Source organism: Stieleria sp. JC731 (assembly GCF_020966635.1).
Taxonomy (GTDB): domain Bacteria; phylum Planctomycetota; class Planctomycetia; order Pirellulales; family Pirellulaceae; genus Stieleria.
Genome location: NZ_JAJKFQ010000026.1, coordinates 488,152 through 504,440, shown reverse-complemented (window position 1 = coordinate 504,440; position 16,289 = coordinate 488,152). Strand labels below are relative to the sequence as shown.

The window sequence follows — 16,289 nt, the reverse complement described above, 5'->3', positions numbered from 1 at the left end:
GATCGCTACCGTTCGCTGCATGGAATAGGTTAAAACGCAGCAATGATTCCTCAATTGCGCGCCGATGGATATTTGCCTGAGGGGCTACATATCGCTAGCGAGGGCGAGGTGACCTTTCGGTTCGGTTCGCAAACACCTCAGCGAAAGCGGCTCGCCCTACGGTTGCGACGATGGATCGACCTTTCACGCTGTATTGCGGCTCGCCGCTTATTCGTCGGAGGCAGTTTCGTAACGGCCAAGCCAAATCCGGATGATGTAGATGCTGTTGTTTGGCTTCCTGAAGATTTTGCGAATCTCGTTGCCAACGGAAGTGTCGAGGCTCTGGAGTTGGAAGCAATGCTTTTGACCCGACACCCAGAAGAGATTTTTGCCGCAGAAGATCGCCGTGACTGGGATTTTTGGCTAGAATTCTTCAGTCGAACTCGTGAGACTGATGGCAGACGCAAAGGCGTTGTGGAGGTCGAACTTTGATTACAACGAATACAGAATACGAACACGCACAGGCTGAGCTGCGCGATCTTCAATCTCGTCTGGAGGCGCTCCAGCGAGCACACCCGGTCGGCGAAAAAGGGTTCACCAAGGCTGGGATCCGCAAGCTAATCGCAAGGTTGAATGAAGAACTGGCCGTGTACGAGGGGAGCGAAGAAGCTCGTTCGTCACGGTCTAGTTAGATGTAAGAAAGCGGCGAACCAGTTGGTCCACCGAATTCGGCGAGTTGACGACTTTCGCGTTTTAGTTTCACCTCACTCGCGCCGACTCGGTGACCATGGCGGTTTGGCGGCTGGAAAAATGATATCTGTCGTTTCATTGATCGCCATCGCGTGTTTTCTCTTTTTTGCGGGTTACTCTCAACTCACGATAGCCATCACGCTCATTCTTATCTTCGGCATCTCACGTAGCATTGGGGTTGTGCAGTGGTTGGTCGAACGACAAAGCGGCCGTGCCCCTGCTAAGACGTCGAATCGATACGACGCTACGTATTTCATCGTTGCTTTTGGAAGCATCGCTCTGACGGGCTACTTTCTCCCCGGCGCTGATCTTTTGTTATTATTGATTGTCTGGCTTTGCGGATCGATTTTTGCAACGGCAATTGCACAACTTTTGTTTGGAGAGCCTCGCAAAAGCACGTCGAATTGAGTCATGCCACTGTGCTGGGTACCATGGCAATCGAGCTGTGCCGTCACCTTGGCATAGGCCACGTGGTGGTTCAGATCGCGTCGAACCATGCCTTGCACGCGAAGGTCGGTGAGCGTGTTCCATTGAAGTGGTCAGTTCATCGCTAGACCTTGGTGACGGCTACCGTTATCCGCTGAATTCCATATTCCATTACATTCCAACCTTCACTCATGGCCAACGACAACTCCAAAGCCGATCGCAAATGCCGACGGAAACTTGGTGCAATCGCTTGGAAACGCGAGCTTAGTGCCGAGATTCACAAGCTTGCCGATGCCATCTGCGCCATGGATGCGGGTGATTTGTCGCCACACGATGTCAACGACCAAATTCACGAGTTCCACGATGGAATCTCTCGAGAACTATGGCGACGCTACACGCAGTCCGACCCAGGTGCTTCCGTGTACCGCGCGCATTACGATGGATACCTGACCGACGACGACCTTGTCGACGCGACACAAGGTGTTCGTGACGCTGTTCGTGAGTTCGCTGACTTGATTCGCAACACCACTTATTGCGAACCGCTGCCCGAGATACCAGATGGCGGATAACCAACGGATACACCCGAGTCTTTGAGTGTATCCTGGGCAGTGGTTGCTCAACTCCTCGGACCGGGTGATCCTGGACGTTACCCGACATGACCTCACTTCGTTAATCCGATGCCTGACTTTGGTGTCTACAGATATTGAACCCATACGAATCGCCAAACTCAGATCCCCAAGCTGACAAATCCGAGGATGAACCAGGATTCCTGATGCAAATCGCGATACACGGCATTCTCTGGTTCGCCAATATTGCGTTCTATTTTTTCGTCGGTGTGTTGTATTGGATTGGTGGTACAACTGCGATGATTGCGGTCTTTGTCGGCATTCCCATAGCGGTTCTGGTCACTGTCCTGCTGGTATACTGGTGGCTCGTGCCGACATCGGAGCAACGTCGCGAATACTTGCGTGATAAGCGGCGAAAGCTCCGCGCTGCAAAAGAACAAAGCGTGTAGCAATCCGATGCACGACGTGTCGCCGAAATGAGGTTTTTGAAGTGGTTGGTCGTTCGCGGTGACTACGTGATCGTTACCGTTATGCCTTAAGAGAAAAGATACGCGACAAGACATGCTGATCGGTGACTCAACTGACTTCGCGATCGAAGTGATGGTCGAACCTGCCTTGAAAGTTCCATCAGCCGTGTGGGGGCGGATGTGCGTACACGTTGGCGGAACTACGCTGGGTGATTTCAGCGACCAATACTGTGCTTTGTATCCTGCGTACGGAAATTTCGACTGGCACGCCAAACGTGTTGATCGGCTTTGGGACACCGTCTTTAATGGCATGACTCCTGAAGAAATCCATGACACGGTTCGTCACGCGATCTACGGCGACGATGACCGAACGATGGATGAGATTCAGCGTGATTCTCGCCGATTTAGCCCATTTGATTTCCTCACAAACTGGGGCGAGCAGTTTGACGGATACAGCTCCGTAATTGTGGCACCAGCCCCAGAAACTGTGATGGTACTACATCGCCCGTACGTCCAATTGGATTCGCCTCGGCGTCTCCCTGACGATTTTTTGGCGGCGAGTTGTTCGCGAGATGGTTTTTGTCGTGCGGCACGAGAATTTGTCGCTTGGTTTGACCATGAAGCTAAACGGCTGCAGCAAAAAGATGCATAACAAAAAAATGTACCCGAGTCGCGAAGTCGGGCGTATTGACAATGGTGAGTCTCTCGTCGCGACCGGGTGATTTTAGACGTTATATCCAGGAAGTCTGATTGATGGCAAAGCGGAAATTAAATTCCATCGACATTGAGAAGATCGCGTTTCGCGGACGAGGTCCAAAGCTGACTCGCGAGAAACTTGCGTTACTTCCCGTTTGGCTACCTGAGGAATACCAGGACTTTCTACTGATCCATAACGGCGGCACTCCGGTTGACAATGCCTTTCGGTATCCGTTTTCAGGGATGGAGACTATTTCCACCATCGACTTTTTCTACGCGGTTCGGTCGCGGTCAGACCGATATCCCTACGACAACTTGATTGACCACGGATTGCTCGGGCATCGAAACGATCTCCCACGCTGGTCCATCCCAATCGCACGCGTGGACGAAGATTCTTTCATCTTGATCTTTGAGGCCGGCCCGTACCAAGATGGTGTTTGGTACTTCATATGGATACATGACGATCCAGACAGCGATCCGTATGTTGAGACGAAAGGAGCTATCGCCAAGGTTTCTGACTCCATTCCCGAATTCCTTGCGACGCTACGTCCGTATTACTCATTCTATTCAATCTATTCATATGTCGTTCCAGATGATGTTTCATTTGCAGCAATAAAACGCTCCACCAAGCCATTGGGACTCAAGTGGGTGCAATATGACGACGACCGAGGCAGATACGCTAGCTGTGATTGGGATTTGCTGCGAGACAAGTCGTTCCTTGATACGACCATTTTTCTCGTTGACAATGATCACATCCCATCGACCCATTACGCAAACTTGAAACTACCGAAGATCAAGGCTCCTCGTGGCACGCAGGTGATGCATTTGGTGATGTCGTCCGCATTCGAGGACAAGGTGCTAAAGAAGCTTCCAAAGAAGATTGGCGATTGGCGACTCACTCCAGTGGAAAACAAGACATAACCATGACATCCACCGAAGGAAGCGAGCCGAGCGGTTTGGCAATGGTGAGGCTCTCGCGGGGCCTCGATTATGTCCGATGTTTTCCCAAAAGCGAACCTTCTAGCCGCAGCGGTGTCCATGGGGCGGCAGTTCCCCACATCCCTATCGATTTGCACATGCCTTGGACAGTCGTCGAGCGAAAGATCGGTCGCGCCGGTAGCATTAAACGTCGCACCGCCAAACAGGAAGAATGGAATCGCAAATATGGTGATTGGGCGATCGGGTACGTTCTAAATGGCGAATTCACATTACAGGATGACGCGATCGACACGATCTACTACCAGAGCTACGCCGAGCACTTTTCCAACAATCCTGACGACCTTGAAGAGCTCATTACCTTGGCCAAGATCCTTCGCAATCCACACGCTGTTGCGACAACTGGCGTTGATCTGCAGGTACCGGCAATTATGGACTACCTAAATCGGCACGATCTCGAGCTTTGTGGCGACTCTGTCGTGGATATCGGTACTTACGACGGCGAGTGTTCTCATCCAATCAGCGTCAGGCTCAGCCCACTGACAATCCGATGCTGCGTCAAACCCAAGATGACATTAGAATCGTACTGGCAAGAGAAAAAAGTCTTAGCCGTTTACACTGATTAATGGTGGGACAACAATACGATGCCGCCGAAAACGCGTGGTTTTAATGGTTGGATCACTCCGGCGGCTCGGTGATCGTTGTCGTTATCTGGCTAAGAATGAATGAAACAGTTTTTCGTCAACGCTGAAAGCGAGCGGCCAGACTTCCGGCTCGTAGTCACGTACTTGTGGCACGACTTGTACAACGTCGATACCGACGGAAATTCTTGCAACCCAGCCAGCCGTACTTGGACTCAACTCTTCATTCGAAATCGGCAAGACGATTCAGAAACCGTTGACATCTTCCCAGTATCAGAAGCCCCATCAATTCTGCTCGTCGAATCGCAAAAGGAATATCTCGCCGCTCGCACTGCATATTTTCTTGCCGAATTCATGTCGACCGGAATCGCGGAGACGCAAGATGGGCCGTTTCGTGAAGTTGTAACGATTCAGGATGCGATTGGTGCTGGATTCGATGTCACCGAAGCGATATGTCGAGTACAATCCAGTCCATACCTGACTTCAACACTCGACTACCCATACCCGAATCAACATCAACGCTGATCACTGCAATTTAAAATGCGGTTTGATAGTTGTTGCTGATTGCGGCCCACTAGATTTAGCGCGACAGCGTTTTCCTATTGATCGCAATATAATTCCCGGTTTGATGGTGTAGCTTGGGCAACTCCCATGCGAATTCATGGGACAGCAGTTGCATGTTCATTGCACTTGATATCACGGTTTGATTTCTGCTGCGAGATAGCTGATCAAAGGCCTTATGCGTCAGCCGAACTATCTCTGCTGGTTCCCCTTGAATATTCGGATCGGGTAGACTTGTCGATCGCGTTGTACTGAGGACCGTGGTCGTGTGTACCACGCGAACAATGCCGTGCACTTGAGGACGGGAGTCGCGTGGTTCGCTTGCACGTCTTTCGCCCGACCCGCGTGATATCTGCGGCTACCCGATCATGTAGTATCACAGCTGGTACCACGATGAAGCCGCTTCTGATGCTCGAAGATGATCATGATCGCATCCGTCGATTCAGAGCCGTCGTTGCCCGCCAACACCCAAACGCAGTCCTCAAGATCGCAAGAACTGCACCTGACTTTGAAACTGAATATTGGTCACTGAATGACACGCCTGACCTGATCTGTCTCGATCATGACTTATTCACCGACTCACCGGACGATCCTGATCCCGGTGATGGCCGCGATGTTTCTGCATTCCTGATTACACGACTGGCAAAATGTCCTGCACTAATACATTCAACAAACGCCAATGCCGCTGACTCAATGATGTTTTCGATGCGTGACGCCGGTTGGACTGTTGATCGAATTGCGCCGATCGGAGACGATTGGATTGAATCATACTGGTGTCCTGTTGCTCTGAAGATGGTCGAACGCGGAACAGATAGTAGCGAATCGATCGAGATATGAACGCAGAAGATCGGATATCCAAGCGGTGAACCAAAGCCGCCGATCACCCTTTATTTGAAATCATGGTTTTTAGCAGCACCTTGGGTACCGCGGTCGCTATCCGTATCGGCATGGATTAACGCGAGGAGAAAGTTCTTGATGCAGACGAGAAGATTGCATGATGGAGCCGAGTCATTCGAAGTCTCGGTTTATGAAGCCGCAAGTGTTTCCCCGGTGGCGCTTTTCGCAGTAGGTGCGGGTGGCCATCCGGAACGTCACTCCTCGCTCTTGGAGCGGCTTGCTAAGTCGGGTTTCACCGTTGTCGCACCACACTTCGAACGGCTTACCTCTCCGAGACCCAGCGAAACAGACTTGATTCTACGGGCAAGGCGTTTAACTCTTTCGCTCGAGGCTTTCGTTCACCCCGATGAAACAGCGGTTGGTGTTGGGCACTCAATCGGCGCAACGACACTTATTGCTCTGGCCGGAGGGCAAATGTGGTTAGGGCCTGGCTTGCTCGTCAACGTTACTCCAGATAGCCGGTTAAACCGGCTCGCTTTATTGGCGCCACCCATCCGCTTTTTCCAGGTTCCTGGTGCGCTCGATGCGGTAACGGTTCCAATTCTGGCATGGGTGGGTACCGAAGATAGCATTACTCCTCCTGCACAAGCTGAATGGTTGGCTCATGCCATGTGTCACCGGCAAACGATCGATGTTCGCATTACCAAAGGCGCTGGACATTTCTCGTTCATGGACCAGCCGCCGCCGCAAAGCTTGGAGCCATTGCAAAACAAGCAGGCATTTATTGCGGAGTACTCAGGTGAGGTTTGCAGGTTTTTGGCGGGCTCAGGAGCACCGACTATGGTGAGCGGCGAATGACAAGTGTCACGGATAGCTATGCAAAGCGATATTGGATCTCGGCGGCTCGTTCATCGCAACCGTTACCCGAGTGAATCATGACCACGCTCGACGATCTTGATCCTCCCGCTTGGCCGGAGACTGAAACGCAATCAGGCTTGATCGCGAAATGCCATCGGTTGCGCCGCAAACCATTGGAGGATTTTACAACCGAAGATTTGCGTGTGACGATTGGACAACAGATTTGCCCGAACGTGTTGCTCCCGATAGCTGTAGAGCGGCTTAACTGCAAACCACTTACCGCCGGTGATTTTTATCCAGGCGATCTGTTTGTTGCTTGCGTAAATGCCTGTCGCAAAGACGGCAATTTAATGGCACGCCATCTTGTTGCTCTGTCGTCGATTGCAACCGCTATACTTGACGAATGCCCAGATAACGAAGTTGTTATCAGCGCGGCCGAATCAATACACACGGAAAATGGCAGATAACCATCGTGCACCGGAGTACGCGAGTCGGTGGTTTTGAAGTTGAGAATCCATCACCCGTGCCGGGTGACGCGTGCCGTTACGCGGCTGAGATAAATGTCCAATCGCCCACCATCGAGCACGCTGTTGACGTTTAAAGACCGTTTCCCGCTCGAAATTGAATTCGAGATCGAACGCGAACGCCTCTTGCATCACCTGCTGACGCAGGCAAGGTTCGGATGCTTTGGGATAGCGTTTCCTTTTGCCATGCTCTTTGCATTGGCATTCTACAATGCTGGAATGGCACCGTACCGTGATTCGGACGTTTGGTTCCGGCTTGGTTGGTTTAGTATTTACACCATCGGTGGTCTCGTTGCGTGCGTCATCTTTGGGGCAATCCTCTACTTTGTATATTTCCGACCATCGGCTCGGTTGAAGGCCGCGAACCGACGTCTAATGGTGGAGGGACCATACCTGCGGCTTGTCTCAGGCGGCTTTGTTCTCGTTGATCAACGGTTTCATTTTCGCGAAGTGTCGTCGTACAGCACGGTGGAGGGTCCGCTATTGCGGCGACATGGCCTTAAATCACTTTGCTTTCGTGTGCTTGGACGTGGCACTACGCAACCGCTGGCTGTCACGGGGCTTGTAGATGCCGACCGTGTGCGTGATGTACTGTGCGAGATTGATGCGTCTCGCGAATGGCCCGACTCCTCAGTTGCTGGTCCAGCGGTAAACGAAACGAGTGGGTAATTGTGGGGTCTGCCGAGGTCGGATATGCGCGGTTAATGAAGTAGACAATCTGTACTCCCGACTCGGTGATGCCGGTCGTTCCGCAGTTGAATATCGATTGCTGGCGACAGAGCTTGAACGATGGCAACTGGTTGTCAAACCGTTCATCGCTGGCGGTTGGGGACTACAAATTTGGAAACACTAATCGTCACTAATACACACTAATTGCTTAGTGCTGGTTGGCGGTGATCAGTGTTCCCTGCGTGCAAGTGTCATTCGCGTATCAATTGATGCAGCTATTGTGGATTGATGCGTTTTTTTGACCTATCGATTGCCGACGATTTAATATTCCAACGCGGCCATTGCAACGGACTGCCGAACGACGCTAACAGTTTTTTTGGCTGATCATTCTGGTTGGGATTGAAACGAAGTATGCAATCGCAACCGACGCCTCATGCGTAAACTATCCCACGGCAGTGCAACTTACGACCTTGAGCCGATCGAAGCTCACGCCTTGAACAAGGATGGCGAGAAGGTCATTTCCGAGTACTTTTTTAGCTGGATCAATCGGAACGGCAATGTACGACAAACCTTCGCCAACAACGGATTAGATTTCGACCGAGAGGTTGTTGTCATTTTTCAAGCGCTCCTGCACCGCAAGCCGGGAGAAACAATCGAGATCGGCCCATTCACAGGTGGAGGTAACGGATTCAAGGGTTCCGCACTGGTCTATGATGATGTTCGATTAGATGCTGCATTGCTGTCGTCCAATCGTCCAGATCCATTCTCAAAGCCGGGGATTACGCTCGGAGATTTCAATTCTGGGTATATCGGTGGCACTGCTCATGAACTTGGTCACGCGTTCGGTATTGGTCATGATGCTGAGCGTCCGAGTTTGACGGCCCGCATCGGACGGACTCTGATGGGACGCGGTAACCATGACTTCGGTGAAGAGCTTCGCGGTAAATCAAGAGGTGCGTTCTTGTCAGCGGCTTCCGCGCTTCCGCTTTCGGTCCATCCCTTATTTAGCGAGAACTCAGGGTCAAGCGACCCTGCCAATTTCCAATTTGAATCGCTTGATTCTGCCTTGACTCGTAATGGCCTCGTGCTCCGCGGACGCGTTGTTGGTGACGCTGTTCCCGCTATTCTCGTAGCTTACAATGATCCAAGTACGGACCCTTCCGACTACGACGCCGTTGGTTGGCCAACAAGAATTCAGGGCAATGGTGAGTTTCGGCTTATTGTTGGAGACGTTGTCCCCGGGGACTATTCGTTACATGTCCGGGTCTTCAGCAAAGAAGGAGCGGCAACTCGATTTTCTTTCCCTTATCGTGTCGACGTTAGAGGAAATGCTGACCTCAGCGCGATTCATCCGTAGCACTATCGCAGGACCAAGGCATGAATCGAAGTGCAGAGTTGACGTCTTTAGAGTGGTTCGTTAATCACTGCTACTCGGTTGTGCTCGCCTTTCTGCCAGCGGATTGTTATGCCAGTTTCGCTATCTCATCTCGCCGAAGTAATCGTTTCAGAAATGGCCGATCGTCAACGTATGGCGACGATTGAAGCCCTTGGTCTCACTGCTATCGCCGACCTCGACCATGTTGAATCCGTTAAAACGTTTGCATATCACGAATGCAAGCTTGCACGACATCATGGGTACATCTTCGACGGTGCAAACCGCGTTGATGTCGTATTGTGGATTCATCCGACTATTGCCGTCGCACTTGAGCTAAAACTTGGTGCAACACGCCTTACGAAGACTCGAATCGATAACGAGTTCTTGCTCGACTGCCGAACCAGTCACAAGGGCACACGAATCGCTGGCAATATGATGGCGATCCTCGACCGCCGGTTTGGAGGCATCGCACCGGAAGAAGGTTTGAATGTCGAAATTGGGGATGGAAACATTGAATTGTCCCGTGAATGGTTTGTGGTGACCCGTCAGTCTATACTCAATAAATGGATCGGTGACGCTCGCCCCGATTTCTCGCCGAATACGTCCTGCGTCACGATTGGGGCGTTAGTCACCGCGTTCGGCGGCAAGCAGCGATTTAACGATTTGGTTGGCGAATTGCTTGCCATTGACTACTTCGACGAATGGGTGAATTGAGGCATAACAAAGTGCTGCAGGCCAAGTCTCCGACAGTGCGTTTTCCGAAGGAGAATTATCAGCGCTGCCTCGATGATCATAACCGTTCTGTCGTAATCGTGATGAACCGACACTGACATGATTCGCAGCGATGACTTCGAAATTGAAATCGGGTACAGCGATCGGGGCGCATTCGTTCGCGTAAAACACAGGCCGACCGGCAACGAGCGTTTTCAATATTCGGTAACAGAGGGTAGTATCGGACGCCTTTGAGAGTCCATGATTACCGACCTTCGTGGGCTGCAGTTCGGACCGAAGGATGTCGTATTTGATACTGGAAGGTCCACAAGTGGTGACTATATTTGTGTGCGTCACTTGCCGACAGGAATTGCGAGTTTCACCATGGACCGCGAAATTACGCACGAAGATCTGTTGGATGCAGTGCTTAAAGAATTGTATTCGAGTAAAGTAGGGGGCGATTCCCGTATTGGCAATCGCGGCTGATCCCGTCGCTTTTGAATAAGAAACGACAGAACCAAGACATCAACCGAAGAGACGGAGTCGGAGATTTTGGAGTGGTAAATCGTCCGCTGTTTTGCCTCTTTATTCAGCACCATGGCGAAGCTCAGCAAAAAACAACGAAAGGCACGCCTTCAAAAATGGCAGGCCGCTGAGCGAACTGACCTTGTCGCTTCGATGCCGCTTTCGCCACAACAGTTGAACTTGCTTCTAGATTACCTCGACGCAAATCTCAAGTCCTGCGATCACTCGACTAAACTCACTCGCTGTTTCCTGCAGGTCGAAAAACTCGACAAAGACGGTGTGCTGCCGTGGCTTGCCGATCACGGCGGCTGCTGCGATTGCGAGGTACTCTACAACCTTGAAGACCTCGCTGAATCATTCCGCGAACGACCAATCCCGCCGAAACCAAAACCAAAAACGAAGCAAGTTGCGTGAGATCTAACCACGCTCACGAACTGGGATTTTGCTGGTTTACCTCAACCATGGCGCATCGCCAACCTGTACGCGGCCAATGAGCCCCTCAAGATTCAAATGGGCAAAAAAGGCGGCTGTGTGATCACAATTGTGGAGTCGCCGCTGGTGCCGGGTGACCAGATGTCTGATGATTACTGGTCCGCAATGTGGTATTCCCGTACTGAGTTGCCGCGAAAATCACCTATTCAGGTAACCCGTGGCGCACTTGATCTGCCCGATCACTTACAATCAACACTGGTACAAACATCCGGCTGGATTCCTGTTTATTGCTGGGTGTTCCCCAACGATCAGCAATGGCATCTCGAACTCCGTACTGAACTTAATCGACAAAGCGGCGATCTTGCACAGTTCGCTAAATTGGTCACTCAACTGGCAACAGATAAGGCATAACAATGCGGTGAACGGGAGCCGCCGGTTTCGAAATCCAAGTTTCTTGGCGGCGGTGTGATCGCCGGCGTTCATCGCAAAAACCTAATTCCGTTAATCTTCCAAAACGAGGTGGGGCTTTGTCACGCTTTTATTTAATCAGGGCTTTGTTTGTTGCGTGCATCGCTATTGCTTCCTGTTTCGTTTCACCTTTTGTTGCGAGGGCAGACATTGTCTACGAATCAGCAACTCTCGGTCCGCCTCATGGTGGCGGCACCCGAGTTCCCGTTACCGGTTCGTGGTTTTCGCTGAGTGAGACAACCCGGATCACCGCAATTGGAGGTCACCTATCGATCTCTAACGGTCCAGCTACTGTCGACAGTGTTTGGGCATCGATTATCGAAATTTCAGCGGGCGTGATGCCAACGAATGGTTTCGACATCGAAGCAAATTCTTTAGTGTCGGGGGTGATTGGTGTTCAAGACGGGATGCATGGAGATAGTTCCGACCTTCGGGTTGATGTTGATGCGTTACTCGGCCCCGGCGAATACGCAATCTTGCTGGGTGGGCGAGGCCTGTTTGGGACGAACAGCACACCTGTGATGCCAAGAAATGGAATTGATTTTCCAGACGTAGATTATTTCAGTCAGTACTATCTTCCATTGTCAAGTGATCTGGAATGGGATAACAATGACGTGATTCTTCGTAGTGGTACACGCCTAGTTGTTGAAGGGACTGCCATTCCCGAACCGTCATCATTGATGTTTGTAGGGTCCGTGTTCATCGCAGGTGTCTTTAGAAGACGCAGAGTCGCTTGACGTGTCGATGGTGCGTGAATTGCATCGAAGCACGGTTGGTGTGGTGCGTTGATTGAAGATTCGATTTCACGGGCGCGGTGATTGGCTGATGGACTTTGACACCACACCCTATACCGAAATTCGCAAAGCACTTGCAAAGAGTGGAATCAAGTGCGGTATCAGCGGACGACACCAGGTGACGGTCTCCGTTCAGGATCGCGAGATCTGGCCCGACTCTGGAAACTCCTTTTGGATTACTGTAGCGACTGGATACTGGTGCTTGTTCACCTGGGCTCCCGTCGGCTATCGAATTCCTCCCGGCACTGACATTCTAGATCTTTGCCGAAAATGCATGGCTATTGGTGATACTGCAATGTACAGGCTCCCTGACGAAATTTTCGACGCTTTTGGACTCGTCGAACTGACTGAAGAGGAAGCGGATGTGGTATACACTGCAACGGAGACCGCCAAATAACCAAGCCGTGAACCGAAGCGGTGAAGCGTTCCGGTCATGAAGTGGAAAGTCAATTCTCGCTGCTCGGTAGCGGCATCTGTTTTCCGGCTTAAAAACCATTGGAGACCGCAACGTGGTGCGAACGATTGCGATTGGCGACATTCATGGCTGCTTCCGTTCGCTCGAGGAGTTGGCATCGTTTGCAGCGTTTGAATCTGACGATCGAATCATCACGCTTGGAGATTACGTTGACCGCGGTCCAGATTCACGACGAGTCATTGAATGGCTGATCGAACGCCACGCAACTGGAGGTCTGATTCCGCTTCGAGGCAACCACGAAGTAATGATGCTTGAAGCTCGCCAATCAGATGGCCTTCGTGATGAATGGCTTGCTTGCGGTGGTGATGCTGTTCTGTCTTCTTACGATGCAGATCGTCTCGATGATATCCCCGATGACCATTGGCATTTTCTGACCGAATCTCTTCGATCGCACTTCTGCACGGAAACTCACTTCTTCGTTCATGCGAATGCGTGCGCTGATATTCCGATTGATGAACAGCCGGACGTCATGCTTTATTGGGAAACGTTCGGCAATCCCACGCCACATGAATCCGGGCTGACAATGGTGTGCGGGCACACTGCACAACGAGATGGCGTTCCTCTTTCGGTTGGACATGCAATTTGCATTGACACTTGGGCTTACGGGCGTGGTTGGCTCACATGCCTTGATGTCGACGCTGGCATCTGTTGGCAGTCTAATGAAGCCGGCCAAACTCGACGCTTCTGGCTCGATGAGGGACCATAAACGCGGTGAACAATCGGTTGCGACAGAGTGAGAAAGTAGAAGCATTTTCACAGAACTTAGCGTGAGCAGCGCCTACTATGGCTCTGATCTTAAGGTTGCAATAGTGTTATGGCTGTTCAGTAAGACGAAGTAGTGACCTGAGACGTTCAGACAAATATTGGTTAGCAGGTAGAAATTGCGTATTGCATCGTTCTAACACTCCGCCAACCTACCCCGTGTTTGTGCCTGTGGTCCACCCGTAAGGATGTCTAGCTCTATGAACCTGAATCGTATTTCTATTGCTACGCTGGCAGTTGTGCTGTTTTCTAGTCCGGCGTTTTCCGGGTTATTGGTAGAGCAATTTGAAGTTTCGACTTCAGTTCCAAATTTGGTGACGGCAAACGCAATTATCACCAGTAATGCGCCAGCCATCTCTGGTGTGTTTGGCGTGATTGACTTTGCAGATAACCCTGGAGATGCAAGCGCGGGGGATTTCGCAGGTTTCTCCCCGTTTCCAAATAGTGATGGTGCCAGTCCGTTCTCGGAACGAAACGAGAGATTTGTAGTTCGCGTATCCGGACAAGTATTTGCTCCCGACGATGGTCTCTACACTTTTCGTACTTTTAATGATGATGGTTTGTCACTTGATATAGGTGGGACCTCAGTGATCTTCGATGATCAACTTCACGCGGTCGATCTAAGAACGGGAAGTCTTAGTCTGGCAGCCGGATGGCATGACCTATCACTGGTTTTCTTTGAACAAGGAGGTGGCGCAGTACTGGAGCTTGCTGGATTCGGTCCCAACGGTTCCAACCAACTTCTTGGTGCTCCCGGTGGGCTTCAAACTCGTCCATCCGCTATCGGTGCGGTGCCGGAACCGGGATCTCTGGCTGTCTTCGGGTTGGGGATGCTGTTGGCTGTCGCCCAAGCAAGATGCATGTGATCGAGTCGCATATGCACGACAGTTACGATTCACTGCCGCTAATGCACGGCGAAGCAGTCGATCCCGCTCCATTTAGCAACGCAAGATTCGTTGCCAAGGGCATTCCCTGTGATGTCGTTGGAGGACACCAGTGTTACGGTGCCGAACTCATCTCACAGACTCTCGCTGAAGCCGCGCAGTCGATTGATTCCGCTGGTCTTCAGGCAATCCCTGTCTGCGTAGATCACCGAGACGGCTGCATCTTGGGGGCTTACTCACTCCTGAACATCACACGGCATATCAAATGTCTCGACTTGAAAAGGTCGATAGTGCGTGAAGGCAATGACGGCGCACTGACTGCTGTCTCGAAGTATGTGATCCAGTCGACTGCGATTCCGTCTGACGCCGGGTTCTTTCGTGTTGCCGAGTTCCCGTACAGCATCATGGTTGCCAACTGGGCGGTGAAAATGCTGGTAGCATGCGGCAGCGTGAAAGGGATGGCTCTTATTGGCGTCGAGGCTAGCTAGTAATCGCGTGAAGCGGAGGGTAGAATCCGGCCCCAACTCAACAAACACGGAGCCTCGCCAGCCAGTTTTTCTAAACAATACAGTTTGAACAGAGACTAGTGAGCGAGAAAGAACATCACTAAAAGGTCATTCGATTGTGGTATTTGTGACGTTGTCTTGAGAGTTGTCGTTGACCAGGTATATGAAAGGCAGAGCGAAGAGCCGCCCCAAAAATTGACTGCGAATGAGCTTCACAAACATCGCGAGCAACTGACCTGGCGGTTGCGGCGTTTTTTGAATCAACGTGTCTCGCGTTTGTCCGCTGACGCATTGCGTTATCCGACTGAGATCACATCTCCTTACATTCGATTCACACAATGAAAAAATATGCTCTTTGGTCGCTTCTCGCGATGACTGTTTTTTCGATCGGTTGTTCGTCCAAACCAGATACGCTTGTCGAAGGTGGCTACGACGAAGCCGAAATGGCTGCCGCTACTGAACGGGCGCTTGCAGAAGTCGATACCTTCATCGCGGATCTGAAATCCGGACGCTCGGAGAACTATGCCGTAAAGGCTCCGATTGAGGACAACGGCGTGACTGAACATTTTTGGCTTACGGAAGTCACTTTCGCTGATAACGAGTTCACTGGCACAATCAACAATGAACCCGGCATGGTCTCAAACGTGACGATTGGTCAACAGTACTCACTTGGCAAAACAGAAATTTCTGATTGGATGTTCATCCGTGACGGAAAGATGCACGGCAACTACACATTGCGCCCGCTCCTGGCGACTATGCCAGAGGCTGATGCAGATCAGTATCGTGCGATGTTCGCGACTGAGTAGCTGTATGAAACGAGGGCGGAGTTTGATGATAAGCCTTCAACTCGCGTGAAGATTCTGCAAACGTTTGGGTATGTCCCCTGACTTCACTCGCTATCTTCCCGACGCATACGTCTACGACGATAACGGGCATCTGATTGGTCGAACGCAAGACAGCATTCACCCAGAATCAAAATCTAAGGCGCAGCACATACCTCGGTGGCCTTGGATAGCATTGGTTGCGGCTAGGGAGTTCTTGTGGTGGTTTCCGCCGAAAATTTTTTGTGGGGAGTGTTGATTTGGATTACAAAATTTCGTGTCAGTGCGGAAGGACCCACGAGGTGCCCGCATCCCAAGCCGGAAGTACGATAGACTGTGCCTGCGGTCACGAGATATCGGTCCCACGCCTTTCGGAATTGCGTTTGGCGGCAGGCCAGACGGCACATCGCTTGTCGGTGGTGGAGCGAATAAATGGAATGATCAAGAATCTGGAACTGCCAGCAGACTCGCTTTGTGCGAGTTGCTGCAGAGAAACGGACCAGGTCGCATGGTTTAGGGTTCAATGCGAAAAAGCCTGGTCGCGTGATCCGACGAACAATGAAGGGATCGCAGTGTGGTTATTTGGCTGGGTTGCTGCGCTTGCAACCGCGTTGACGCCTCGACGT

Annotated in this window: 22 protein-coding genes; all 22 read left to right on the top strand. The window is 51.4% G+C overall.

Annotated features, from left to right (window positions below):
- Nucleotides 1-42 precede the first annotated feature (42 nt).
- Entirely contained in the window at nt 43-471 is a 429-nt protein-coding gene (locus LOC67_RS24680; RefSeq protein WP_230265513.1) for a DUF6932 family protein, read from the top strand.
- 318 nt (nt 472-789) lie between these two features.
- Complete coding sequence (locus LOC67_RS24675; protein ID WP_230265512.1) at nt 790-1,137, top strand: hypothetical protein; 348 nt, start codon at nt 790-792, stop codon at nt 1,135-1,137.
- Between the two features lie 209 nt (nt 1,138-1,346).
- Nucleotides 1,347-1,724 (top strand): hypothetical protein, encoded by a 378-nt coding sequence (locus LOC67_RS24670; protein WP_230265511.1) that lies wholly within the window; start codon nt 1,347-1,349, stop codon nt 1,722-1,724.
- A 203-nt stretch (nt 1,725-1,927) separates the two neighbouring features.
- A complete protein-coding gene (locus LOC67_RS24665; RefSeq protein ID WP_230265510.1) occupies nt 1,928-2,170 on the top strand; it encodes a hypothetical protein in 243 nt (80 codons plus the stop codon).
- 112 nt (nt 2,171-2,282) lie between these two features.
- Nucleotides 2,283-2,840 (top strand): hypothetical protein, encoded by a 558-nt coding sequence (locus LOC67_RS24660; RefSeq protein ID WP_230265509.1) that lies wholly within the window; start codon nt 2,283-2,285, stop codon nt 2,838-2,840.
- Nucleotides 2,841-2,941: 101 nt separating this feature from the next.
- Nucleotides 2,942-3,805, top strand: coding sequence for an SMI1/KNR4 family protein (locus LOC67_RS24655; protein ID WP_230265508.1), 864 nt, complete (start codon nt 2,942-2,944; stop codon nt 3,803-3,805).
- A 2-nt stretch (nt 3,806-3,807) separates the two neighbouring features.
- On the top strand, nt 3,808-4,446 hold the full coding sequence (locus LOC67_RS24650; RefSeq protein ID WP_230265507.1) for a hypothetical protein: 639 nt from the start codon (nt 3,808-3,810) through the stop codon (nt 4,444-4,446).
- A 99-nt stretch (nt 4,447-4,545) separates the two neighbouring features.
- Nucleotides 4,546-4,986, top strand: a complete 441-nt coding sequence (locus LOC67_RS24645; protein WP_230265506.1) for a hypothetical protein — start codon at nt 4,546-4,548, stop codon at nt 4,984-4,986.
- 429 nt (nt 4,987-5,415) lie between these two features.
- Nucleotides 5,416-5,859, top strand: a complete 444-nt coding sequence (locus LOC67_RS24640; RefSeq protein ID WP_230265505.1) for a cyclic-phosphate processing receiver domain-containing protein — start codon at nt 5,416-5,418, stop codon at nt 5,857-5,859.
- Between the two features lie 54 nt (nt 5,860-5,913).
- Nucleotides 5,914-6,717, top strand: a complete 804-nt coding sequence (locus LOC67_RS24635; RefSeq protein WP_230265504.1) for an alpha/beta hydrolase family protein — start codon at nt 5,914-5,916, stop codon at nt 6,715-6,717.
- A 77-nt stretch (nt 6,718-6,794) separates the two neighbouring features.
- A complete protein-coding gene (locus tag LOC67_RS24630; protein ID WP_230265503.1) occupies nt 6,795-7,184 on the top strand; it encodes a contact-dependent growth inhibition system immunity protein in 390 nt (129 codons plus the stop codon).
- Nucleotides 7,185-7,277: 93 nt separating this feature from the next.
- On the top strand, nt 7,278-7,910 hold the full coding sequence (locus LOC67_RS24625) for a hypothetical protein (protein WP_230265502.1): 633 nt from the start codon (nt 7,278-7,280) through the stop codon (nt 7,908-7,910).
- A 433-nt stretch (nt 7,911-8,343) separates the two neighbouring features.
- Complete coding sequence (locus tag LOC67_RS24620) at nt 8,344-9,267, top strand: hypothetical protein (RefSeq protein WP_230265501.1); 924 nt, start codon at nt 8,344-8,346, stop codon at nt 9,265-9,267.
- A gap of 108 nt (nt 9,268-9,375) precedes the next feature.
- On the top strand, nt 9,376-9,999 hold the full coding sequence (locus LOC67_RS24615; protein ID WP_230265500.1) for a hypothetical protein: 624 nt from the start codon (nt 9,376-9,378) through the stop codon (nt 9,997-9,999).
- 594 nt (nt 10,000-10,593) lie between these two features.
- Nucleotides 10,594-10,935, top strand: a complete 342-nt coding sequence (locus LOC67_RS27825; protein ID WP_410001173.1) for a DUF2695 domain-containing protein — start codon at nt 10,594-10,596, stop codon at nt 10,933-10,935.
- 96 nt (nt 10,936-11,031) lie between these two features.
- A complete protein-coding gene (locus LOC67_RS24610; RefSeq protein ID WP_230265499.1) occupies nt 11,032-11,364 on the top strand; it encodes a hypothetical protein in 333 nt (110 codons plus the stop codon).
- A 116-nt stretch (nt 11,365-11,480) separates the two neighbouring features.
- Nucleotides 11,481-12,158 (top strand): PEP-CTERM sorting domain-containing protein, encoded by a 678-nt coding sequence (locus LOC67_RS24605; protein WP_230265498.1) that lies wholly within the window; start codon nt 11,481-11,483, stop codon nt 12,156-12,158.
- 88 nt (nt 12,159-12,246) lie between these two features.
- Complete coding sequence (locus tag LOC67_RS24600; RefSeq protein ID WP_230265497.1) at nt 12,247-12,612, top strand: hypothetical protein; 366 nt, start codon at nt 12,247-12,249, stop codon at nt 12,610-12,612.
- A gap of 112 nt (nt 12,613-12,724) precedes the next feature.
- Entirely contained in the window at nt 12,725-13,396 is a 672-nt protein-coding gene (locus tag LOC67_RS24595; RefSeq protein ID WP_230265496.1) for a metallophosphoesterase family protein, read from the top strand.
- A gap of 256 nt (nt 13,397-13,652) precedes the next feature.
- On the top strand, nt 13,653-14,318 hold the full coding sequence (locus tag LOC67_RS24590; RefSeq protein ID WP_230265495.1) for a PA14 domain-containing protein: 666 nt from the start codon (nt 13,653-13,655) through the stop codon (nt 14,316-14,318).
- A gap of 11 nt (nt 14,319-14,329) precedes the next feature.
- Nucleotides 14,330-14,824 (top strand): imm11 family protein, encoded by a 495-nt coding sequence (locus LOC67_RS24585; RefSeq protein ID WP_230265494.1) that lies wholly within the window; start codon nt 14,330-14,332, stop codon nt 14,822-14,824.
- A 356-nt stretch (nt 14,825-15,180) separates the two neighbouring features.
- Entirely contained in the window at nt 15,181-15,648 is a 468-nt protein-coding gene (locus LOC67_RS24580; RefSeq protein ID WP_230265493.1) for a YegJ family protein, read from the top strand.
- Nucleotides 15,649-16,289: the final 641 nt, after the last annotated feature.

Bases quoted from the DNA above. Each gene is read 5' to 3' on its own strand.
- LOC67_RS24600 (WP_230265497.1), top strand. From the start codon at position 12,247: ATGGACTTTGACACCACACCCTATACCGAAATTCGCAAAGCACTTGCA.
- LOC67_RS24670 (WP_230265511.1), top strand. From the start codon at position 1,347: ATGGCCAACGACAACTCCAAAGCCGATCGCAAATGCCGACGGAAACTT.
- LOC67_RS24590 (WP_230265495.1), top strand. From the start codon at position 13,653: ATGAACCTGAATCGTATTTCTATTGCTACGCTGGCAGTTGTGCTGTTT.
- LOC67_RS24615 (WP_230265500.1), top strand. From the start codon at position 9,376: ATGCCAGTTTCGCTATCTCATCTCGCCGAAGTAATCGTTTCAGAAATG.
- LOC67_RS24630 (WP_230265503.1), top strand. From the start codon at position 6,795: ATGACCACGCTCGACGATCTTGATCCTCCCGCTTGGCCGGAGACTGAA.
- LOC67_RS24665 (WP_230265510.1), top strand. From the start codon at position 1,928: ATGCAAATCGCGATACACGGCATTCTCTGGTTCGCCAATATTGCGTTC.
- LOC67_RS27825 (WP_410001173.1), top strand. From the start codon at position 10,594: ATGGCGAAGCTCAGCAAAAAACAACGAAAGGCACGCCTTCAAAAATGG.
- LOC67_RS24610 (WP_230265499.1), top strand. From the start codon at position 11,032: ATGGGCAAAAAAGGCGGCTGTGTGATCACAATTGTGGAGTCGCCGCTG.
- LOC67_RS24620 (WP_230265501.1), top strand. From the start codon at position 8,344: ATGCGTAAACTATCCCACGGCAGTGCAACTTACGACCTTGAGCCGATC.
- LOC67_RS24660 (WP_230265509.1), top strand. From the start codon at position 2,283: ATGCTGATCGGTGACTCAACTGACTTCGCGATCGAAGTGATGGTCGAA.
- LOC67_RS24625 (WP_230265502.1), top strand. From the start codon at position 7,278: ATGTCCAATCGCCCACCATCGAGCACGCTGTTGACGTTTAAAGACCGT.
- LOC67_RS24680 (WP_230265513.1), top strand. From the start codon at position 43: ATGATTCCTCAATTGCGCGCCGATGGATATTTGCCTGAGGGGCTACAT.
- LOC67_RS24655 (WP_230265508.1), top strand. From the start codon at position 2,942: ATGGCAAAGCGGAAATTAAATTCCATCGACATTGAGAAGATCGCGTTT.
- LOC67_RS24675 (WP_230265512.1), top strand. From the start codon at position 790: ATGATATCTGTCGTTTCATTGATCGCCATCGCGTGTTTTCTCTTTTTT.
- LOC67_RS24585 (WP_230265494.1), top strand. From the start codon at position 14,330: ATGCACGACAGTTACGATTCACTGCCGCTAATGCACGGCGAAGCAGTC.
- LOC67_RS24650 (WP_230265507.1), top strand. From the start codon at position 3,808: ATGACATCCACCGAAGGAAGCGAGCCGAGCGGTTTGGCAATGGTGAGG.
- LOC67_RS24645 (WP_230265506.1), top strand. From the start codon at position 4,546: ATGAAACAGTTTTTCGTCAACGCTGAAAGCGAGCGGCCAGACTTCCGG.
- LOC67_RS24580 (WP_230265493.1), top strand. From the start codon at position 15,181: ATGAAAAAATATGCTCTTTGGTCGCTTCTCGCGATGACTGTTTTTTCG.
- LOC67_RS24640 (WP_230265505.1), top strand. From the start codon at position 5,416: ATGAAGCCGCTTCTGATGCTCGAAGATGATCATGATCGCATCCGTCGA.